Here is a 16,862-nt window from a genome sequence, read left to right as displayed (position 1 = left end):
AAAAATGATAAAATAAGACAAACAAACTATAGGAGAACATAATGACTAAAGCAAATTTTGGTGTTGTTGGTATGGCTGTTATGGGCCGTAACCTTGCCCTAAATATCGAATCTCGTGGCTATACTGTTGCCATCTATAACCGCTCAGCAAACAAGACAGAGGACGTCGTTGCTTCTCATCCTGAGAAAAACTTTGTGCCAAGCTATGATGTGGAGTCTTTTGTGAACTCTATCGAAAAACCACGTCGGATTATGCTGATGGTGCAAGCTGGTCCTGGTACAGATGCGACTATTCAGGCGCTGCTCCCTCACTTGGACAAGGGCGATATCCTGATTGATGGTGGGAATACTTTCTACAAGGATACTATTCGCCGTAATGAAGAGTTGGCTAACTCTGGTATCAACTTCATCGGTACAGGTGTTTCCGGTGGTGAAAAGGGCGCATTAGAAGGACCATCTATTATGCCAGGTGGTCAAAAAGAGGCTTATGAGTTGGTAGCGGATGTCTTGGAAGAAATCTCTGCTAAAGCTCCTGAAGACGGCGCACCATGTGTGACTTATATCGGTCCTGATGGCGCTGGTCACTATGTAAAAATGGTCCATAACGGGATTGAATATGGAGATATGCAGCTTATCGCTGAGAGTTATGACCTGATGCAGCACTTGCTGGGACTTTCGGCTAGTGAAATGGCAGACATCTTTACGGAGTGGAACAAAGGCGAGCTGGACAGTTATCTGATTGAGATTACAGCGGATATCTTGACCCGTAAGGACGATGAAGGTCAAGCTGGCCCAATCGTTGACTATATTCTGGATGCGGCTGGCAATAAGGGAACTGGTAAGTGGACCAGTCAATCTTCTTTGGATCTAGGTGTGCCGCTGCCATTGATTACAGAGTCAGTCTTTGCGCGTTATATTTCTACCTACAAAGATGAGCGTGTGGCTGCTAGCAAGGTATTGCCAAAACCAGCTGCATTCACCTTTGAGGGAGACAAGGCAGAGTTGATTGAAAAGATCCGCCAGGCTCTTTACTTCTCAAAAATTATGTCTTATGCTCAAGGATTTGCTCAATTGCGTGTGGCTTCTAAGGAAAACAACTGGAATCTGCCGTTTGGTGAGATTGCTTCTATCTGGCGTGCTGGCTGTATCATCCGTGCCCGCTTCCTTCAGAAAATTACAGACGCTTACGGCCGTGATGCTGACCTTGCAAACCTGCTCTTAGATGAATACTTCATGGATATTACAGCTAAGTACCAACAGGCAGTCCGTGATGTTGTCAGCTTGGCTGTGCAAGCAGGTGTACCAGTACCAACCTTCTCCAGTGCCATTGCTTACTTTGATAGCTACCGTGCGGAAAATCTGCCAGCTAATCTGATTCAGGCACAGCGTGATTACTTTGGTGCTCATACATACAACCGTAAAGACAAAGAAGGTACCTACCACTATTCTTGGTACGACGAAAAATAGGATAGGCCTATGGCAAAGCGAATTTTACTAGTAGAAAATGAAAAAAATCTTGCCCGATTTGTGAGTTTGGAACTGCAAAAGGAAGGCTTTCTTGTAGATTTAGCTGAGACTGGTCAAGATGGACTGGCTCTGGCTAAGGATGTGGATTATGACTTGCTCTTGCTCAACTATGATCTTCAAGATATGACTGCCAGCGATTTTGCTCAGCAGCTGAGCTTGATTAAGCCAGCGTCCGTCATTATCGTTTTGGCTAGTCGCGAAGAGATTGCAGAGCAGCGGGAAGCAATCCAGCATTTTGCTGTTTCCTACGTAGTCAAGCCCTTCATTATCAGTGATTTAGTGGAGCGTGTCTCTATCATTTTCCGCGGTCGTGACTTTATCGACCAGCACTGCAGCCTCTTAAAAATTCCGACCTCTTACAGGAATCTGCGAGTGGATATTAAAAATCACACAGTTTACCGTGGCGAGGAAGTTATTGCGCTGACGCGGCGGGAGTACGATCTGCTGGTAACCCTGATGGGCAGCAATAAGGTCCTGAGCCGTGAGCAGCTGCTGGAGCGTGTCTGGAAGTACGAGAGTGCAACGGAGACCAACGTTGTAGATGTTTATATTCGTTATCTGCGCAGTAAAATTGATGTGGAAGGGCAGCCAAGCTATATCAAAACTGTTCGCGGTGTTGGTTATGCCATGCAAGAATAAAAAATTCAAAACTCTGTTCTCCTTAGGAGACGGAGTTTTTTTGCTTTTGTTATAGTATAGATAGGAGAACTAATGGGATTTTTCTAACTATTTTATGCAATCGTTTTCGTTGGAATATAGCAAAAATGTAACTCTTGAAGAGAAAATGCAGTATTTTAGGTGCAAAAAAAAGAGAAAATTTTTTTATAAAAGCCTTTACAAAATAAAAAATCGTGCTATAATAGATGTATCGATATGCAAACGATTTCACAAAAACGGACTTGTTTGCAAAAAATATAAGGAGGTCTGAATGATGAAAGATTCATTCAAGAACATTTTTAGCTTTGAATTTTGGCAAAAATTCGGTAAAGCTTTGATGGTGGTCGTTGCTGTTATGCCGGCAGCAGGACTGATGATTAGTATCGGTAAATCGATTCCGATGATTAATCCAAATCTAGGTGTTTTAGTCACTACTGGCGGTGTTTTAGAGCAGATTGGTTGGGGGGTTATCGGTAACCTGCATATCCTCTTTGCTTTGGCTATTGGTGGAAGCTGGGCAAAAGAACGCGCAGGCGGTGCCTTCGCAGCAGGTCTGTCCTTTATCCTGATTAACCGTATCACTGGTGTTATGTTTGGTGTTACCAGCGATATGCTCTCAGATAAGGCTGCTGTAGTTAAAACAATGTTTGGCGCATCAATTAAGGTTTCTGATTATTTCATCAGCGTTCTGGAGTCACCAGCTCTGAATATGGGTGTTTTTGTCGGAATTATTGCTGGTTTTGTTGGAGCGACAGCTTATAACAAATACTATAATTTCCGTAAATTACCAGATGCCTTGTCATTCTTCAATGGTAAGCGTTTTGTACCTTTCGTTGTTATCTTGCGCTCAGTAATCGTAGCAATTGTTTTGTCATTCGTATGGCCAGTTGTTCAATCAGGTATCAACAGCTTTGGTATTTGGATTGCTAACTCACAAGATACTGCACCAGTTTTGGCACCATTCATCTATGGTACTTTGGAACGTCTCTTGCTTCCATTTGGTTTGCACCACATGTTGACCATCCCAATGAACTACACAGAACTAGGTGGTGTTTATCACGTTATTACTGGTTCTGGTGCGGGAACAACTGTAGCTGGTCAAGATCCACTGTGGTTGGCTTGGGTAACTGACTTGGTTGGTACGAAATCAGCTGATCCTTCTACTTACCAACACTTGCTTGATACAGTTCATCCAGCTCGCTTTAAAGTTGGTCAGATGATTGGTTCATTCGGTATCCTTATGGGGGTAGCGGCGGCTATCTATCACAATGTGGATACTGACAAGAAGCACAAATACAAAGGTATGATGATTGCGACTGCTTTGGCAACCTTCTTGACAGGGGTTACTGAACCAATCGAGTACATGTTCATGTTCGTTGCAACACCACTGTATATCATTTATGCATTTGTACAAGGTGCTGCGTTTGCAATGGCTGACATCGTTAACCTTCGTGTGCACTCATTCGGTTCTATCGAATTCTTGACCCGTACTCCTATGGCCATCAATGCTGGCTTGGGAATGGATATCATCAACTTCATCTGGGTAACTATCCTCTTTGGTGTTGTGATGTACCTCATTTCTAACTTCATGATCAAGAAGTTCAACTATGCAACTCCAGGACGTAACGGTAACTATGAAACAGCAGATGGTTCAGATGAAGCTTCTTCATCAGAGTCAACTGGTGGTAAAGTTGCTGAAGCATCTCAAGCAGTAAATGTTATCAACCTTCTGGGCGGTCGCGCTAATATCGTAGATGTAGATGCATGTATGACTCGTCTGCGTGTGACTGTCAAAGATGCTGAAAAAGTTGGAACAGAAGAGCAGTGGAAAGCTGAAGGCGCTATGGGCTTGGTTATGAAAGGCCAAGGTGTTCAAGCTATCTACGGACCAAAAGCTGACGTTCTCAAATCTGATATTCAAGACTTGTTGGATTCTGGTGAAGTGATTCCTGAAACACTTCCGAGCCAAAAAGCAGAATCAGCAGCTGCCGAAGTTACTTACAAAGGTGTGACTGAGGAGGTTGAAACTGTTGCGGACGGTCAAGTCATTGACTTGGCAGATGTTAAAGATCCAGTCTTCTCACAAAAAATGATGGGTGATGGATTTGCAGTTGAGCCAGAAAATGGTAAGATTTATTCACCAGTTGCTGGTACAGTAACTAGCGTCTTCCCTAGCAAGCACGCTATCGGTCTTGTGACAGATAACGGCTTAGAAGTCTTGGTACATATTGGTTTGGAAACTGTTAGCCTTGAAGGTAAACCATTCGAAGTTCATGTTTCAGAAGGTCAGAAAGTTGCAGCTGGAGATCTTCTTGTAACGGCTGACTTGGAAGCAATCAAGGAAGCAGGACGTGAAACTTCAACAATCGTAGTCTTCACAAATGCAGCAGCTATCAAGTCTGTGACAGTAGAAAAACTTGGTCAATCATCTGCTAAGACAGTTGTTGCTAAGGTTGAATTGTAATATAGAAAAGAGAAATCATGGCAAAATTCCTGACATTAAATACTCATAGTTGGATGGAAGAAGGGCAAGAAACTAAGCTTAATCAGCTTGCAGAACGCATTCTTCAAGAAAAATATGATGTCATTTGCCTGCAGGAAGTCAATCAATTAACGGAGTCTGAACAGGTTGTTCAGGCTCCTTTCTATCAGGCGGTTGAGGGCGCAATTGAGATTCATCAAGACCACTTTGCCCTTTGTTTGGTAGAAAAATTGGCTGATGCAGGACTGGACTATCATTGGTCCTGGGCCTATAATCATATTGGGTTTGATATTTATAACGAAGGAGTGGCAATTCTGTCCAGAAAGCCGCTGACTCCTAGAGAAGTTCTGGTATCAGAGGTTAATGATCCTAGGGATTACCATACCCGCAAGGTCTTGCTAGCCGAGACTGAGGTGGAAGGTCAATTGCTAACAATTGCCTCCTGCCATCTGTCTTGGTGGGACAAAGGCTTCCAGGGGGAATGGGCTAAGCTTGAAGCAGAGCTTCTCAAGGTTAAAACTCCTCTGGTCCTCATGGGCGATTTCAACAATCCAGTCGGCCAGCAAGGCTACCAGACTATCTTAGCCAGTCCGCTGAAGCTGCAGGATAGTCATGCCGTTGCGAGAGAAGCTATCGGAGAGGCGACAGTAGAAGGTACTATTGCAGGCTGGGATGATAATAAGCATGCTCTGAAGATAGACTATGTTTTCACTAGTCAAGGGATGGATGTTGAGCGCTCCGCTGTTGTTTTTGACGGGAAAGAAACCCCTGTTGTCAGTGACCACTTTGGTTTAGAAGTGCAAGTGGCATTATAATAGTAAAAAGATGAGGCAAGACTGAGAATGAGACAGTTTTGCCTCTCTTTTTCTTTTTGATAAACATATATTTAGGAGAAATTGGCGAAATTTTACACCCCAAACGGCTGTCTTTTGTTATTCTTGAAAACGTGTTATAATGAAGTATTAGGATTCTAGGAGGAAATGGTATGCGTTGTCCGAAATGTGGTGGGAATAAATCAAGTGTAGTTGATAGCAGACAGGCAGAAGATGGAAATACAATCCGTCGCCGCCGTGAGTGTGAGGAATGTCAGCACCGCTTTACGACCTACGAGCGCGTCGAAGAGAGAACTCTAGTGGTTGTCAAAAAGGACGGCACACGCGAGCAATTTTCTCGGGATAAGATTTTTAACGGTATTATTCGTTCGGCTCAAAAGCGGCCAGTATCTAGTGACGAAATAGAGGAGATTGTCAACCGAATCGAGCAAAAAGTCCGCAGTCAGAGCGACAATGAAATCAATAGTGAGTATATTGGATCCTTAGTCATGGATGAACTGGCAGAGCTGGATGAAATCACCTACGTTCGTTTCGCCAGTGTTTACCGGAGTTTCAAGGATGTGGGCGAGCTGGAAAGCCTGCTCAAGCAGATTACCAAGGGGTCCAAGAAGAAAAAGGACAAATAAATGAAACCAAACCATCAGTTTTCTTTCTTGCGCAATAATGCAGTCAGCCCAGATATTGCTGTCTTGACCAAGCTCTATTTGCCGATTTTAGGGAGAGAAGCGATAGCACTTTATCTTTATCTGCTGTCTTTTGGGGATAATGGGCAAAAGCAGCACCTCTTCAGTCAGATTCTTAATCATTTAGATTTTGGACTTAATATTTTAGAAGAAAGTTTTGAGCGTTTAGCGGCGATTAAGCTAGTGAACCTTTATCAAACAGATGACCATTATCTGGTTCAACTCCACCCGACCTTAACGGTGGAGGAATTTTTCAGCCATAATGTGTACAGCCGGCTCTTGGAAAAGAAAATCGGCGAAGCTGCTGCAGAAGCCCTGCGGCCAGAAAATCCTAGCGGAGAGAAATTGGTCAAGCCTTTTATGCAGGTGTTTGGTATGGAAGCTGAGCAAGCAAGGGCAGTGCGAAAAGCCAATGATTTTGACTTGGAGTATTTCAAGCAACGGATGGCTCAGGACAATCTTCGTTTTGCCAATGAAAAGGAAGATGTGCTAGAATTGTTTGCAATTGCTGAGCAGAAAAAGTGGACTTGGTATGAGACCTACGTTTTGGCTAGAGAAACTGCTGTTTCTCAGGTCATTTCTACCAAGCGGATGAAGCAAAAGCTAGCTCAGAAGCCAGCAGAAGGTCAGTTTTCTAAGCAGGAGCAATCTATTATCCAAGAAGCGAAGCGAACATCACCAATGGTATTCCTGGCAGAAATTAAGAAAACTCGTCAGGCTGCTATTACGCGGACGGAGAGAAAGCTTTTGCTGGATTTAGCTGAATTAGGCCTTTTGGACGAGGTTATCAACGTAATCTTGCTCTTGACCTTTAATAAGGTGGATTCAGCCAATCTCAATGAAAAGTATGCCCTCAAGGTAGCTAATGATTTTTCTTATCAAAAGGTGACGACAGCTGAGGAAGCAGTCTTGAAAATCCGTGAGCGCAACCAGCAGCCCCAGAACCGTCCAGCTAAATCTGGACAAGGCTCTACCAAAAGCAACGTACCTGACTGGAGTCAGCCGGATTATAAAAACGAAACGAGTGCAGAGAAGCAGGCCGAGCTAGAAGAGCAGAAACGTCGGCTCTTAGCCAAACTTGAAGGAGGAGGCGAATAAATGGAGAAAATAGGACAGAATATGCCTCATATGAATAGGGTGCGGCAGTTTGACTATCAGGAGCTGGTCAAGCAGATTATGGCCGATCCAGATGTGGCAGCCTTTATCCAGCAGGAAAAGCTGACCCAAGCTGAGATTCAGCGCAGTGTCTCCAAGTTTAACCAGTATATTACGGAGCGCAACCGCTTTTTGCTGGGGGACGAGACCTATATTGCTAAGGGCTATAAGCCAATCTTGGTGAAAAATGAAGGCTATGCGGATGTTGCCTATGAAGAGACGCCTGAGTTGATTGAGCAGGAGAGGCAGGAGGCCATTAGAAGCCGTCTCAATCTTATCAGCTTACCAGCCAGTCTCAAGGAAGCAAGCCTAGCTCAGGTGGATCTGGATGATGTTGGCCGCTACAAGGCTTTTGAACTGTTGACCAACTTTGTTGCGGAGTTTCCGAATTATCAGAAGGCTGTTTATCTTTACGGTGATTTTGGGGTCGGAAAAAGCTACATGATGGCTGCTCTGGCGCATGATTTGTCAGAAAAACGCAGTGTTTCAACGACACTGCTCCACTATCCGAGCTTTGTTTTAGATGTTAAGAATGCGATCAGCTCTGGCTTGGTCAAGGAGAAGATTGATCAGGTCAAGACAGCTCAAGTGCTGATTTTGGATGATATCGGTGCAGAGCAGTCGAGCCCTTGGATGCGCGATGAGATTTTGCAGGTCATTCTCCAACACCGTATGCAGGAAAATCTGCCAACTTTCTTTACTTCTAACTTTAAGTTTGCAGATTTGGAGCGTCACTTTGCCAGCTCTAAGAATGGCGATGAGACTTGGCAGGCCAAGCGGGTTATGGAGCGGATTAAGTTTCTGGCTCAGGAGGTGCGCCTAAAAGGAGAGAACCGCCGATGAATGAAACGATTAACTTGATGAATGCTCACACGTCTGTTCGCCGCTTTACGGAGGAGCAGATTTCGGATAAGGAACTCCGTGTCATCATTGATGCTGGGCGGGCTGCGTCCAGCTGGAAGAATTTCCAGTCCTATTCTATCATTGTGGTGCGAAGCAAAGAGAAAAAAGAAGCCCTCTTTGACTTGGTGCCCCAAGAAGCCATTCGGCAGTCTTCGGCCTTCCTGCTTTTTGTCGGTGACCTCAATCGAGCTCAAAAGGGCGTTCACATGCATACGGAAGACTTTTATCCTGAGGGGTCGGAGAATCTCCTGATCAGCTCAGTAGATGCTGCTTTAGCTGGACAAAATACCCTGTTAGCAGCTGAAAGTTTGGGTTATGGTGGAGTAATCATTGGACTGGTTCGTTATGCTGCCAGTCAAATAGCAGAGCTTTTCAAGCTACCAGACTACACTTATCCGGTCTTTGGGATTGCTCTGGGAATTCCCAACCAGAACCATGCAGTCAAGCCACGTCTGCCTTATGAAGCAGTGGTCTTTGAGGAAGAATATCGTGAACAGGATCGTTCAATTATCCAAGCCTATGACCGCGTACAGACTGAATATGCCGGCGAGCGAGCTAAGGAAACCTGGAGTCAGCGCCTAGCTGCCCAATTTGGTCAGGAGCCAAATCAAGCTATCAACCAACTGTTCAAAGAAAAGAAATTAGAAAAATAGGGCGGAGTTTGGCTCTGTCCTAAAGAATGAAAGAGGAAAAACATGGCCTTACCAACTATTGCCATTGTCGGCCGGCCCAATGTCGGCAAGTCAACGCTCTTTAATCGGATTGCCGGTGAGCGGATTTCCATTGTGGAAGATGTTGAAGGGGTGACCCGCGACCGAATCTATGCGATAGCAAGCTGGCTCAACCGTAAGTTTAGTATTATTGATACGGGCGGAATTGACGATGTTGACGTGCCTTTTATGGAGCAAATCAAACACCAGGCTGAGATTGCCATGGACGAAGCAGATGTCATCGTTTTTGTCGTGTCTGGCAAGGAAGGGATTACAGATGCGGACGAGTATGTGGCTCGCATGCTCTACAAGACCCATAAGCCGATTATTTTAGCGGTCAATAAGGTGGACAACCCCGAAATGCGCAATGAGATTTTTGATTTCTATGCGCTGGGCTTGGGCGATCCATTCCCGGTTTCTTCAGTCCACGGGATTGGTACTGGAGATGTTCTTGATGCCATCGTTGAAAATCTGCCAAATGAAGAAGTGGCAGAAAATCCTGATATGATTAAGTTTAGTCTGATTGGCCGTCCTAATGTTGGCAAGTCTAGCTTGATTAATGCCATCCTGGGTGAGGAGCGGGTTATTGCTAGTCCTGTTGCTGGTACAACGCGTGACGCCATTGATACGGTCTTTACGGACAGTGAAGGTCAGGAATTTACCATGATCGACACGGCTGGTATGCGCAAGTCAGGCAAGGTCTATGAAAATACAGAGAAATACTCTGTCATGCGGGCCATGCGGGCCATTGACCGCTCAGATGTCGTTCTGATGGTGCTTAATGCCGAAGAAGGAATTCGTGAGTACGACAAGCGAATCGCTGGCTTTGCCCATGAAGCAGGAAAAGGTATTGTTATCGTTGTTAATAAGTGGGATACGCTGGAAAAAGACAACCATACCATGAAAGACTGGGAAGAGGATATCCGAGACCAGTTCCAGTATCTGTCTTATGCACCGATTATCTTTGTCTCTGCCCTGACCAAGCAGCGTCTCCATAAGCTGCCGGACATGATTAAGAAAATCAGTCAGAGTCAGAATACTCGTATTCCCTCTGCGGTCCTCAATGATGTTATCATGGATGCCATCGCCATTAATCCGACACCGACTGACAAGGGCAAGCGTCTCAAGATTTTTTATGCGACTCAGGTAGCGACCAAACCGCCAACTTTTGTCATCTTTGTCAACGAAGAAGAACTCATGCACTTCTCTTATCTGCGTTTCTTGGAAAATCAAATCCGCAAGGCTTTTGTCTTTGAAGGGACCCCAATTCACTTGATTGCAAGGAAGCGGAAGTAGAGTTTGAAAACAGCAATTTGACAAACATACGTTTATATGTAAAAATGAAAGTAAGCATAAGAGCTTGCTTTTCTTTTTTTATGTCGAAAGTATGGTATAATGGTGAGATAAATGTAAGGTGGTAATTATGGCAAAATTAATTCCTGGTAAGATTCGGACAGAAGGAATTGCCCTGGTTGAAAACAATAAGGTAGTAATCCTTGAGGTCAGTGATTCTCTTTTATATGCTCGTGTGGACGAGTGTAATCTGCGCTATAGCTTGGATGATGATGTCATCTTTTGTTATTGCGACTTTTTCCAGAATAAAAAATACTGTGCTCATCTGGCAGCCTTGGAGTATTATCTGAAAAATGCCCCATCTGGAAAAGATGTGCTAAAGAGTATGGAAGAAGAGGAGATGACCAGTCAGGAGACCCAAGAGCTGGTTTCTTTCGGAAGCTTGTTCTTGGATAAGCTCTTGCCGGATAAATCCAATCAACAGGTTCGTTATGAGCTTTCGGCTACTGGTCAGGAGGATTCTTATACAGGGCAGTTTCTCTGGAGTCTCCGGATCAGTCGCTTGCCGGACGAGCGCTCCTATGTTGTCCGAGACGTTCTTTCCTTCCTTCGGACCTTGGAAAAGGGCGGACATTATCAGATTGGTAAGAGTTACTATGAGGCTATTCATTTGGAGGATTTTGATGAAGCCAGTCAAGATTTGCTCGTTTTTCTGCAAGGACTAGTGTCTGACTATCAGGGGCAAGATTCTTCTTTGATTTTCCCAAATGCTGGGCGCAATCTTTTCTTCCCGGCTAGTATCTTTGAAGAGGGAGTTATCTTCCTGATGAATCTGTCTTCTTTCCGCTTAGAGTACAGCCTTTATGACTACAGTGAAGTCTTTTTCCAAGATTTACATGAAGAGGCAGAAGTTTATACTTTCCAAGTGGAAGAGTATGAAGAGCATTTTGAGCTAGTCATTGCTGAGAAGAATTATAAGATGCTTTATGATGGCCAGTTTATTTTTTATGGAGATACCTTCTACCAGCTAAATCCTCAGCAGATAAGACTAATTAAGGCTTTACGGGAGTTGCCTATAGAGCATGATCGGTTGAAGCGCCTGCAATTCGACTTGTCAGAGAGAACGAAGCTGGCTTCCAGTTTGTCTGAGTTTAAAAAGGTTGGTCGGGTAGAAGCACCTGAAAGTATGATGATTCATGACTTTACAGCCAAGTTTGACTTTGACATCGGTCCTGACAAGCGTCTGATTTTGGACACTGTCTTTGACTATGGAGACAGGAAAGTGACGACTCGCAAAGATTTGGAACGTCTGCCTTTTGCAGGTAATTTTGAGCATGAGCAGCAGGTATTTAAGCAAATGCTGCAGGCAGGTTTTGTGGCAGATTTTTACAGTCAGCGACCGCCTCTGAAGCCGGAAGAAATTTATCATTTCTTCTCAGAAGTCATTCCCAATTTTGAGGCTTTGGGCCGTGTTAGCATGACAGAAGAGTTAGAGGCACTGGCACAGACAGAAAGTCCAAGGATCTCTGTCAAGATGAAGGGCGGCCTCTTAGATGTTGGTTTCGATTTTGCTGGCATTGCGCAGTCAGAGATTGACGCAGTTCTTGATTCGCTCTTTAAGGAGCAGGACTTCTTTATCAGTAAGTCTGGGCAAGTCTTGATTTTCGATGAAGAGACCAAGGAGATGAGTCGGACTTTGCAGCAGCTGCGGAGTAAGCGGACTAAAAATGGCTTCATTCAGACCAGCAGTCTGGCAGCTTATCAACTGGCAGAGTTTTTTAAGGGCAAGGATAGGGTACAGTTTTCAAAAGATGTACAGCAGCTGGCCTTTGACCTGACTCACCCTGAGGAATTCCCTCTTCCCCAGCTGCAAGTCAAGGCTGACCTTCGGGATTACCAAGAGACGGGTGTCAAGTGGCTATCCATGCTTGATAAGTATGGCTTCGGTGGCATCTTGGCTGACGATATGGGGCTAGGAAAGACCCTGCAGACGATTTCTTTTCTGAGTTCGCGTATAGATGATTCTAAGAAAGTCTTAATCTTGGCGCCATCCAGCCTGATTTACAACTGGAGCGATGAGTTTGCTAAATTTGCTCCGCATTTGGATGTGGCGGTGGTGTATGGTCTAAAAAATGTTCGTGATGAGCTGATTGCGGAGAAGCATCAGATTACCATTACCAGCTATGCTTCCTTCAGGCAGGATGTGGAAGAATACAAGGATAACCACTTCCAGTATCTGATTTTGGATGAGGCTCAGGTGATGAAGAATGACCAGACCAAGATTGCCCAGTATTTGCGGGATTTTGAAGTGGAGCATACTTTTGCTCTTTCTGGGACGCCGATTGAGAATAATCTGGGAGAACTTTGGTCTATTTTCCAGATTGTCATGCCAGGACTTTTGCCAAACAAAAAGGAATTTTTAAAACTGCCGGCTGAGAAAGTCGCTCGCTATATCAAACCATTTGTCATGCGGCGCAAGAAAGAAGATGTGCTGCAGGAATTGCCTGATTTGATTGAAGTTGCCTATCGCAATGAATTAGCAGATAGCCAGAAGACTATTTATCTGGCTCTGCTCAAGCAGATGCAGGACAGAATTATCCATGCGACAGAAGATGAAATCAACCGCAGCAAGATAGAGATTCTGTCAGGTCTTATGCGCCTCCGCCAGATTTGTGACACTCCGAAGCTGTTTATGGAAGATTACGAGGGCGAGAGCGGTAAGCTGGAAAGTTTGCGGGAATTACTTGAACAGATACAAGATGGTAATCGTCGTGTCCTCATATTTTCACAATTTCGTGGTATGCTGGATATTATCGAGAGTGAACTGGACAAGATGGGCATGGAGTCCTTTAAGATTACAGGCTCTACTCCAGCCAAGGAGCGTCAGGACATGACAACAGCCTTCAATGACGGTCAGCGTTCAGCCTTTCTGATCTCCCTTAAGGCTGGAGGTGTCGGTCTCAATCTGACTGGTGCTGACACAGTTATCTTGGTTGACCTCTGGTGGAATCCAGCGGTTGAGGCCCAGGCCATCGGTCGTGCCCACCGTATCGGTCAGGAGCGCAATGTCGAAGTCTATCGGATGATTACTCGGGGTACAATTGAGGAGAAGATACAGGAGTTGCAGGAGAGCAAGCGCAATCTGGTTTCGACTATTCTGGACGGAGCAGAAGCCAAATCCAGTCTCTCTGTGGAGGAAATTCGAGAAATTCTGGGAATTTCGGCAGAATAGCTTGAAAAATAGCCTGAATAGTTTATAATAATGAAGGGTTGAAAGGAAAAAGATATGACTGATAAACAATTTCCTCTGGTGTCAGATGATGAAATCATGCTGACGGAAATGCCGCATATGAATCTTTATGATGAACTGGATCTCATTAGCAACATTACCGGAGACTATATTGACCGTAATTATTTGGAATGGATGCCGATTGTGGACTCCAACAGGCATGCTCCCATCGCTGCCAGTCAGGCTATCAGAAGACCGCTGCAAAAGCAGTCTGCTTTCAAGGATTTTAAAAAGCCGATTGATAAGAAAGATCCGGCCATTCGTTATGCTGAGCAGGCACGCGAGGAAGCTCGGGCAGATTTGAAAAAGAAGCGTTCAGCACCTTATCTGACCAGCGATCTTCCGACTAAGGTCCGCAACAGAAAGCTTCCGATAGCTTCTAATGCGGAAAGACCTAAGCCAACAGCCCCTTTTCAAAAGAATACATCGGGCGAATTTACGAAGTTTGGCGACAGGCTTCAGCAGGAAAACTATATTTTGGCGGATATTCAGCCTGAGTATAGCCCTCAGCCGCAGGAGTCGGAAGAAAAGCCTAAGAAGAACAATTATGATTTTTTAAAAACCAGTCAGATCTATAATCAGGATAGGGCTAAGGAGGAGCAGTTGAAGCATTCCAAGGCTCAAGAGCTGAATTTGACAGGCTTGGACAGCGAATAAAGCTGGCTTGCTCGAGTCTTTTCTGCCTGCAATTTTCTGGTGTATAAAGGAAATTGCTGTTTGATTATGTAAATGTAAAATCTATCTGCATATAACATCCATCATCGGTTGAAAAAGACCGATGCTAGAAGCTAGGACTTACTGATTGGTCCGGCTTCTTTGGTGTTTTGGTGGTGCCTAAAAGCTTGTAAAGAAAGAAAATCCCTGCGGGCTGATGAGGGTCTGCGGAGATTTTCCTATTTGGATTTGCTTTTATGGCCTTGTATCTTAAGGAGTAATCATGACGAAAACCTATCATTTTATCGGGATTAAGGGCTCTGGTATGAGCGCTTTGGCTTTGATGCTGCACCAGATGGGCCATAAGGTTCAGGGCAGTGATGTTGATAAATATTATTTCACTCAGCGCGGTCTGGAGCAGGCTGGCATTTCCATCCTGCCTTTTGATGAAAAGAATATCCAACCAGATTTCGAAATCATTGCCGGCAATGCCTTTCGTCCAGATAACAATGTAGAAATTGCCTATGCAGACGCAAACGGTATCAGCTATAAACGCTACCATGAGTTTTTAGGTGGCTTTATGCGTGACTTTGTCAGCTTGGGAGTGGCTGGTGCCCACGGGAAGACCTCTACAACGGGTATTCTCTCCCATGTTCTCTCCAATATCACGGATACTAGCTATCTAATTGGTGACGGTACAGGCCGTGGTTCTGCCAATGCCAAGTACTTCGTCTTTGAGTCAGACGAGTACGAGCGTCATTTCATGCCCTATCATCCGGAATATTCGATCATTACCAATATCGACTTTGACCATCCGGATTATTTCACGAGCCTGGAAGATGTCTTTAATGCTTTCAATGACTATGCCAAGCAGATTACCAAAGGACTCTTCATTTATGGAGAAGATGAGCAGCTGCGCCGGATTACGTCCAAGGCTCCGATTTACTACTATGGCTTCAAGGAAGAGGGCAATGACTTTGTTGCTCACGACCTCTTGCGTTCTACCAGCGGTTCAGGCTTTAAAGTTTCTTTCCGCGGGCAAGAGCTGGGTGAGTTCCAGATTCCAAGCTTTGGCCGTCACAACATTATGAATGCGACAGCAGTAATTGGCCTCTTGTACACTGCAGGTCTTGATTTGAATCTAGTACGTGAGCACCTCAAGACCTTTGGTGGAGTTAAACGCCGCTTTACAGAGAAAATTGTCAACGAAACAGTTATCATTGATGACTTTGCTCACCATCCAACGGAAATTATCGCGACTCTGGATGCAGCTCGTCAGAAGTATCCAAGCAAGGAAATCGTGGCGATCTTCCAGCCGCATACCTTCACTCGGACCATTGCTCTCTTGGACGAATTTGCGGAAGCCCTCAATCAGGCTGACTCAGTCTACCTAGCTCAGATTTACGGATCTGCGCGTGAGGTGGACAATGGCGATGTCAAGGTCGAAGATCTGGCTGAAAAGATTGTGAAGCGGGCCAAGGTTATTGACGTGGATAATGTTTCTCCGCTTCTTGACCACGATAATGCCGTTTATGTCTTTATGGGAGCTGGTGACATCCAGACCTATGAATATTCCTTTGAACGTCTCCTGTCCAATCTGACTAGCAACGTTCAGTAGGAGGAGACTTGATGGAAGCACCGATTCGAATCAGACAGGCCGACTTGAGCGACTGGGAAGAAATTCTTGCAATTGAGCAGCTGAATTTTCCAGCAGCAGAAGCGGCCGGTGCAGAAGTTCTCAAAGAGCGGATTGAGCAGATTGCTGATACTTTTTTGCTAGCAGAAGAGCTGCATGGTCAGCTGGCGGGCTATATTGTTGGACCAGCTGTTCAGGCGCGATATTTGACAGATGACCTCTTTAGCAAGGTGGGTGCTAATTCTCCAGAAGGTGGCTTCATTGCCGTCCAAAGTCTGTCCGTCCATCCGGATTTTCAGAAGCAGGGAGTCGGAACCTTGTTGCTTGCAGCTTTCAAGGAGACAGCTGTTCAGCAAAATCGACAGGGCATTAGCCTAACTTGTCATGATGAGCTGATACCTTATTATGAGATGAATGGTTTCGTCCATGAAGGGATTTCTGACTCAACTCATGGTGGGGCTGTTTGGTCTGATATGGTGTGGGAAAATCCCAATTTTAAGGAGAAGTGATGATTATCCGTCAAGCTCAAATGGCTGACTTAGATGCCATTTATGCTATCGAATTGGAAAATTTCAGTCCAGAAGAGGCTGTTAGCCGAGAAAGTCTAGCAGCTCATATCCAAACCCTATCTTCGACTTTTTTGGTGGCGGAAAAGGATGGTAAGATTCTAGGCTATCTGGAAGGCCCTGTCCGTCCAGAACGTTATTTAAATGATATTTCCTTTACAGAGGAGATTGAAGATTATGGTCATCTGGAGGGTGGCTTTATCTCTCTGACCAGCCTTTCTATCTCGAAGGATGCTCAGGGGATGGGGGTTGGTCGCAAGCTATTGGAAGCTATGAAAGAGATTGCTATAGCAGATGAACGCCACGGCATCAATCTGACCTGCCACGACTACCTCACCGCTTACTACGAGAAGCATGCCTTTGTCAATGAAGGTTTGTCACAATCAACTTATGCAGGCGCTACTTGGTTTGATATGGTCTGGGAAAATCCTAGTCTCAAACTGCAAAAAAACCAATAATAAGCTAGAAAATCCTA

At 44.9% G+C, this 16,862-nt stretch carries 14 protein-coding genes; all 14 read left to right on the top strand.

All coding sequences use genetic code 11. The features are described 5' to 3' along the window. Window positions 1-41 precede the first annotated feature (41 nt). Window positions 42-1,466 carry an NADP-dependent phosphogluconate dehydrogenase gene (gene gndA / locus J1C86_RS08935; protein ID WP_002905853.1) on the top strand — a complete coding sequence of 475 codons (1,425 nt, stop codon included), beginning with the start codon at window positions 42-44 and terminating at the stop codon, window positions 1,464-1,466. A 9-nt stretch (window positions 1,467-1,475) separates the two neighbouring features. Beyond that, entirely contained in the window at window positions 1,476-2,165 is a 690-nt protein-coding gene (locus tag J1C86_RS08930; RefSeq protein WP_125409132.1) for a response regulator transcription factor, read from the top strand. 289 nt (window positions 2,166-2,454) lie between these two features. Then, window positions 2,455-4,647, top strand: coding sequence for a PTS transporter subunit IIBC (locus J1C86_RS08925; protein ID WP_002914520.1), 2,193 nt, complete (start codon window positions 2,455-2,457; stop codon window positions 4,645-4,647). 17 nt (window positions 4,648-4,664) lie between these two features. Further along, a complete protein-coding gene (locus tag J1C86_RS08920; protein WP_125409134.1) occupies window positions 4,665-5,480 on the top strand; it encodes an endonuclease/exonuclease/phosphatase family protein in 816 nt (271 codons plus the stop codon). Window positions 5,481-5,650: 170 nt separating this feature from the next. After that, a complete protein-coding gene (gene nrdR / locus J1C86_RS08915) occupies window positions 5,651-6,124 on the top strand; it encodes a transcriptional regulator NrdR (RefSeq protein WP_002894570.1) in 474 nt (157 codons plus the stop codon). Continuing rightward, entirely contained in the window at window positions 6,125-7,279 is a 1,155-nt protein-coding gene (locus tag J1C86_RS08910) for a DnaD domain protein (RefSeq protein ID WP_125409136.1), read from the top strand. Continuing rightward, complete coding sequence (gene dnaI, locus J1C86_RS08905; RefSeq protein ID WP_125409138.1) at window positions 7,280-8,179, top strand: primosomal protein DnaI; 900 nt, start codon at window positions 7,280-7,282, stop codon at window positions 8,177-8,179. Then, a complete protein-coding gene (locus J1C86_RS08900; RefSeq protein ID WP_125409140.1) occupies window positions 8,176-8,892 on the top strand; it encodes a nitroreductase family protein in 717 nt (238 codons plus the stop codon). Before dnaI ends, J1C86_RS08900 begins: the two co-directional genes overlap by 4 nt. 42 nt (window positions 8,893-8,934) lie before the next feature. Next, window positions 8,935-10,245, top strand: a complete 1,311-nt coding sequence (gene der, locus J1C86_RS08895) for a ribosome biogenesis GTPase Der (RefSeq protein WP_125409142.1) — start codon at window positions 8,935-8,937, stop codon at window positions 10,243-10,245. Window positions 10,246-10,372: 127 nt separating this feature from the next. After that, complete coding sequence (locus J1C86_RS08890) at window positions 10,373-13,474, top strand: DEAD/DEAH box helicase (protein ID WP_125407948.1); 3,102 nt, start codon at window positions 10,373-10,375, stop codon at window positions 13,472-13,474. A 54-nt stretch (window positions 13,475-13,528) separates the two neighbouring features. Beyond that, window positions 13,529-14,188 carry a cystathionine gamma-synthase gene (locus J1C86_RS08885; protein WP_125409144.1) on the top strand — a complete coding sequence of 220 codons (660 nt, stop codon included), beginning with the start codon at window positions 13,529-13,531 and terminating at the stop codon, window positions 14,186-14,188. 280 nt (window positions 14,189-14,468) lie between these two features. Then, on the top strand, window positions 14,469-15,803 hold the full coding sequence (gene murC, locus J1C86_RS08880; RefSeq protein ID WP_002905154.1) for a UDP-N-acetylmuramate--L-alanine ligase: 1,335 nt from the start codon (window positions 14,469-14,471) through the stop codon (window positions 15,801-15,803). Window positions 15,804-15,814: 11 nt separating this feature from the next. Next, window positions 15,815-16,330, top strand: coding sequence for a GNAT family N-acetyltransferase (locus J1C86_RS08875; RefSeq protein ID WP_125407954.1), 516 nt, complete (start codon window positions 15,815-15,817; stop codon window positions 16,328-16,330). Beyond that, on the top strand, window positions 16,330-16,845 hold the full coding sequence (locus J1C86_RS08870; protein WP_125407956.1) for a GNAT family N-acetyltransferase: 516 nt from the start codon (window positions 16,330-16,332) through the stop codon (window positions 16,843-16,845). Before J1C86_RS08875 ends, J1C86_RS08870 begins: the two co-directional genes overlap by 1 nt. Window positions 16,846-16,862: the final 17 nt, after the last annotated feature.

The sequence above is a fragment of the Streptococcus sanguinis genome (assembly GCF_050220005.1).
GTDB classification, from domain to species: Bacteria; Bacillota; Bacilli; order Lactobacillales; family Streptococcaceae; genus Streptococcus; species Streptococcus sanguinis_Z.
Note: the sequence above shows the minus strand (reverse complement) of the source record. Positions and strands in the feature narration are given on the sequence as shown.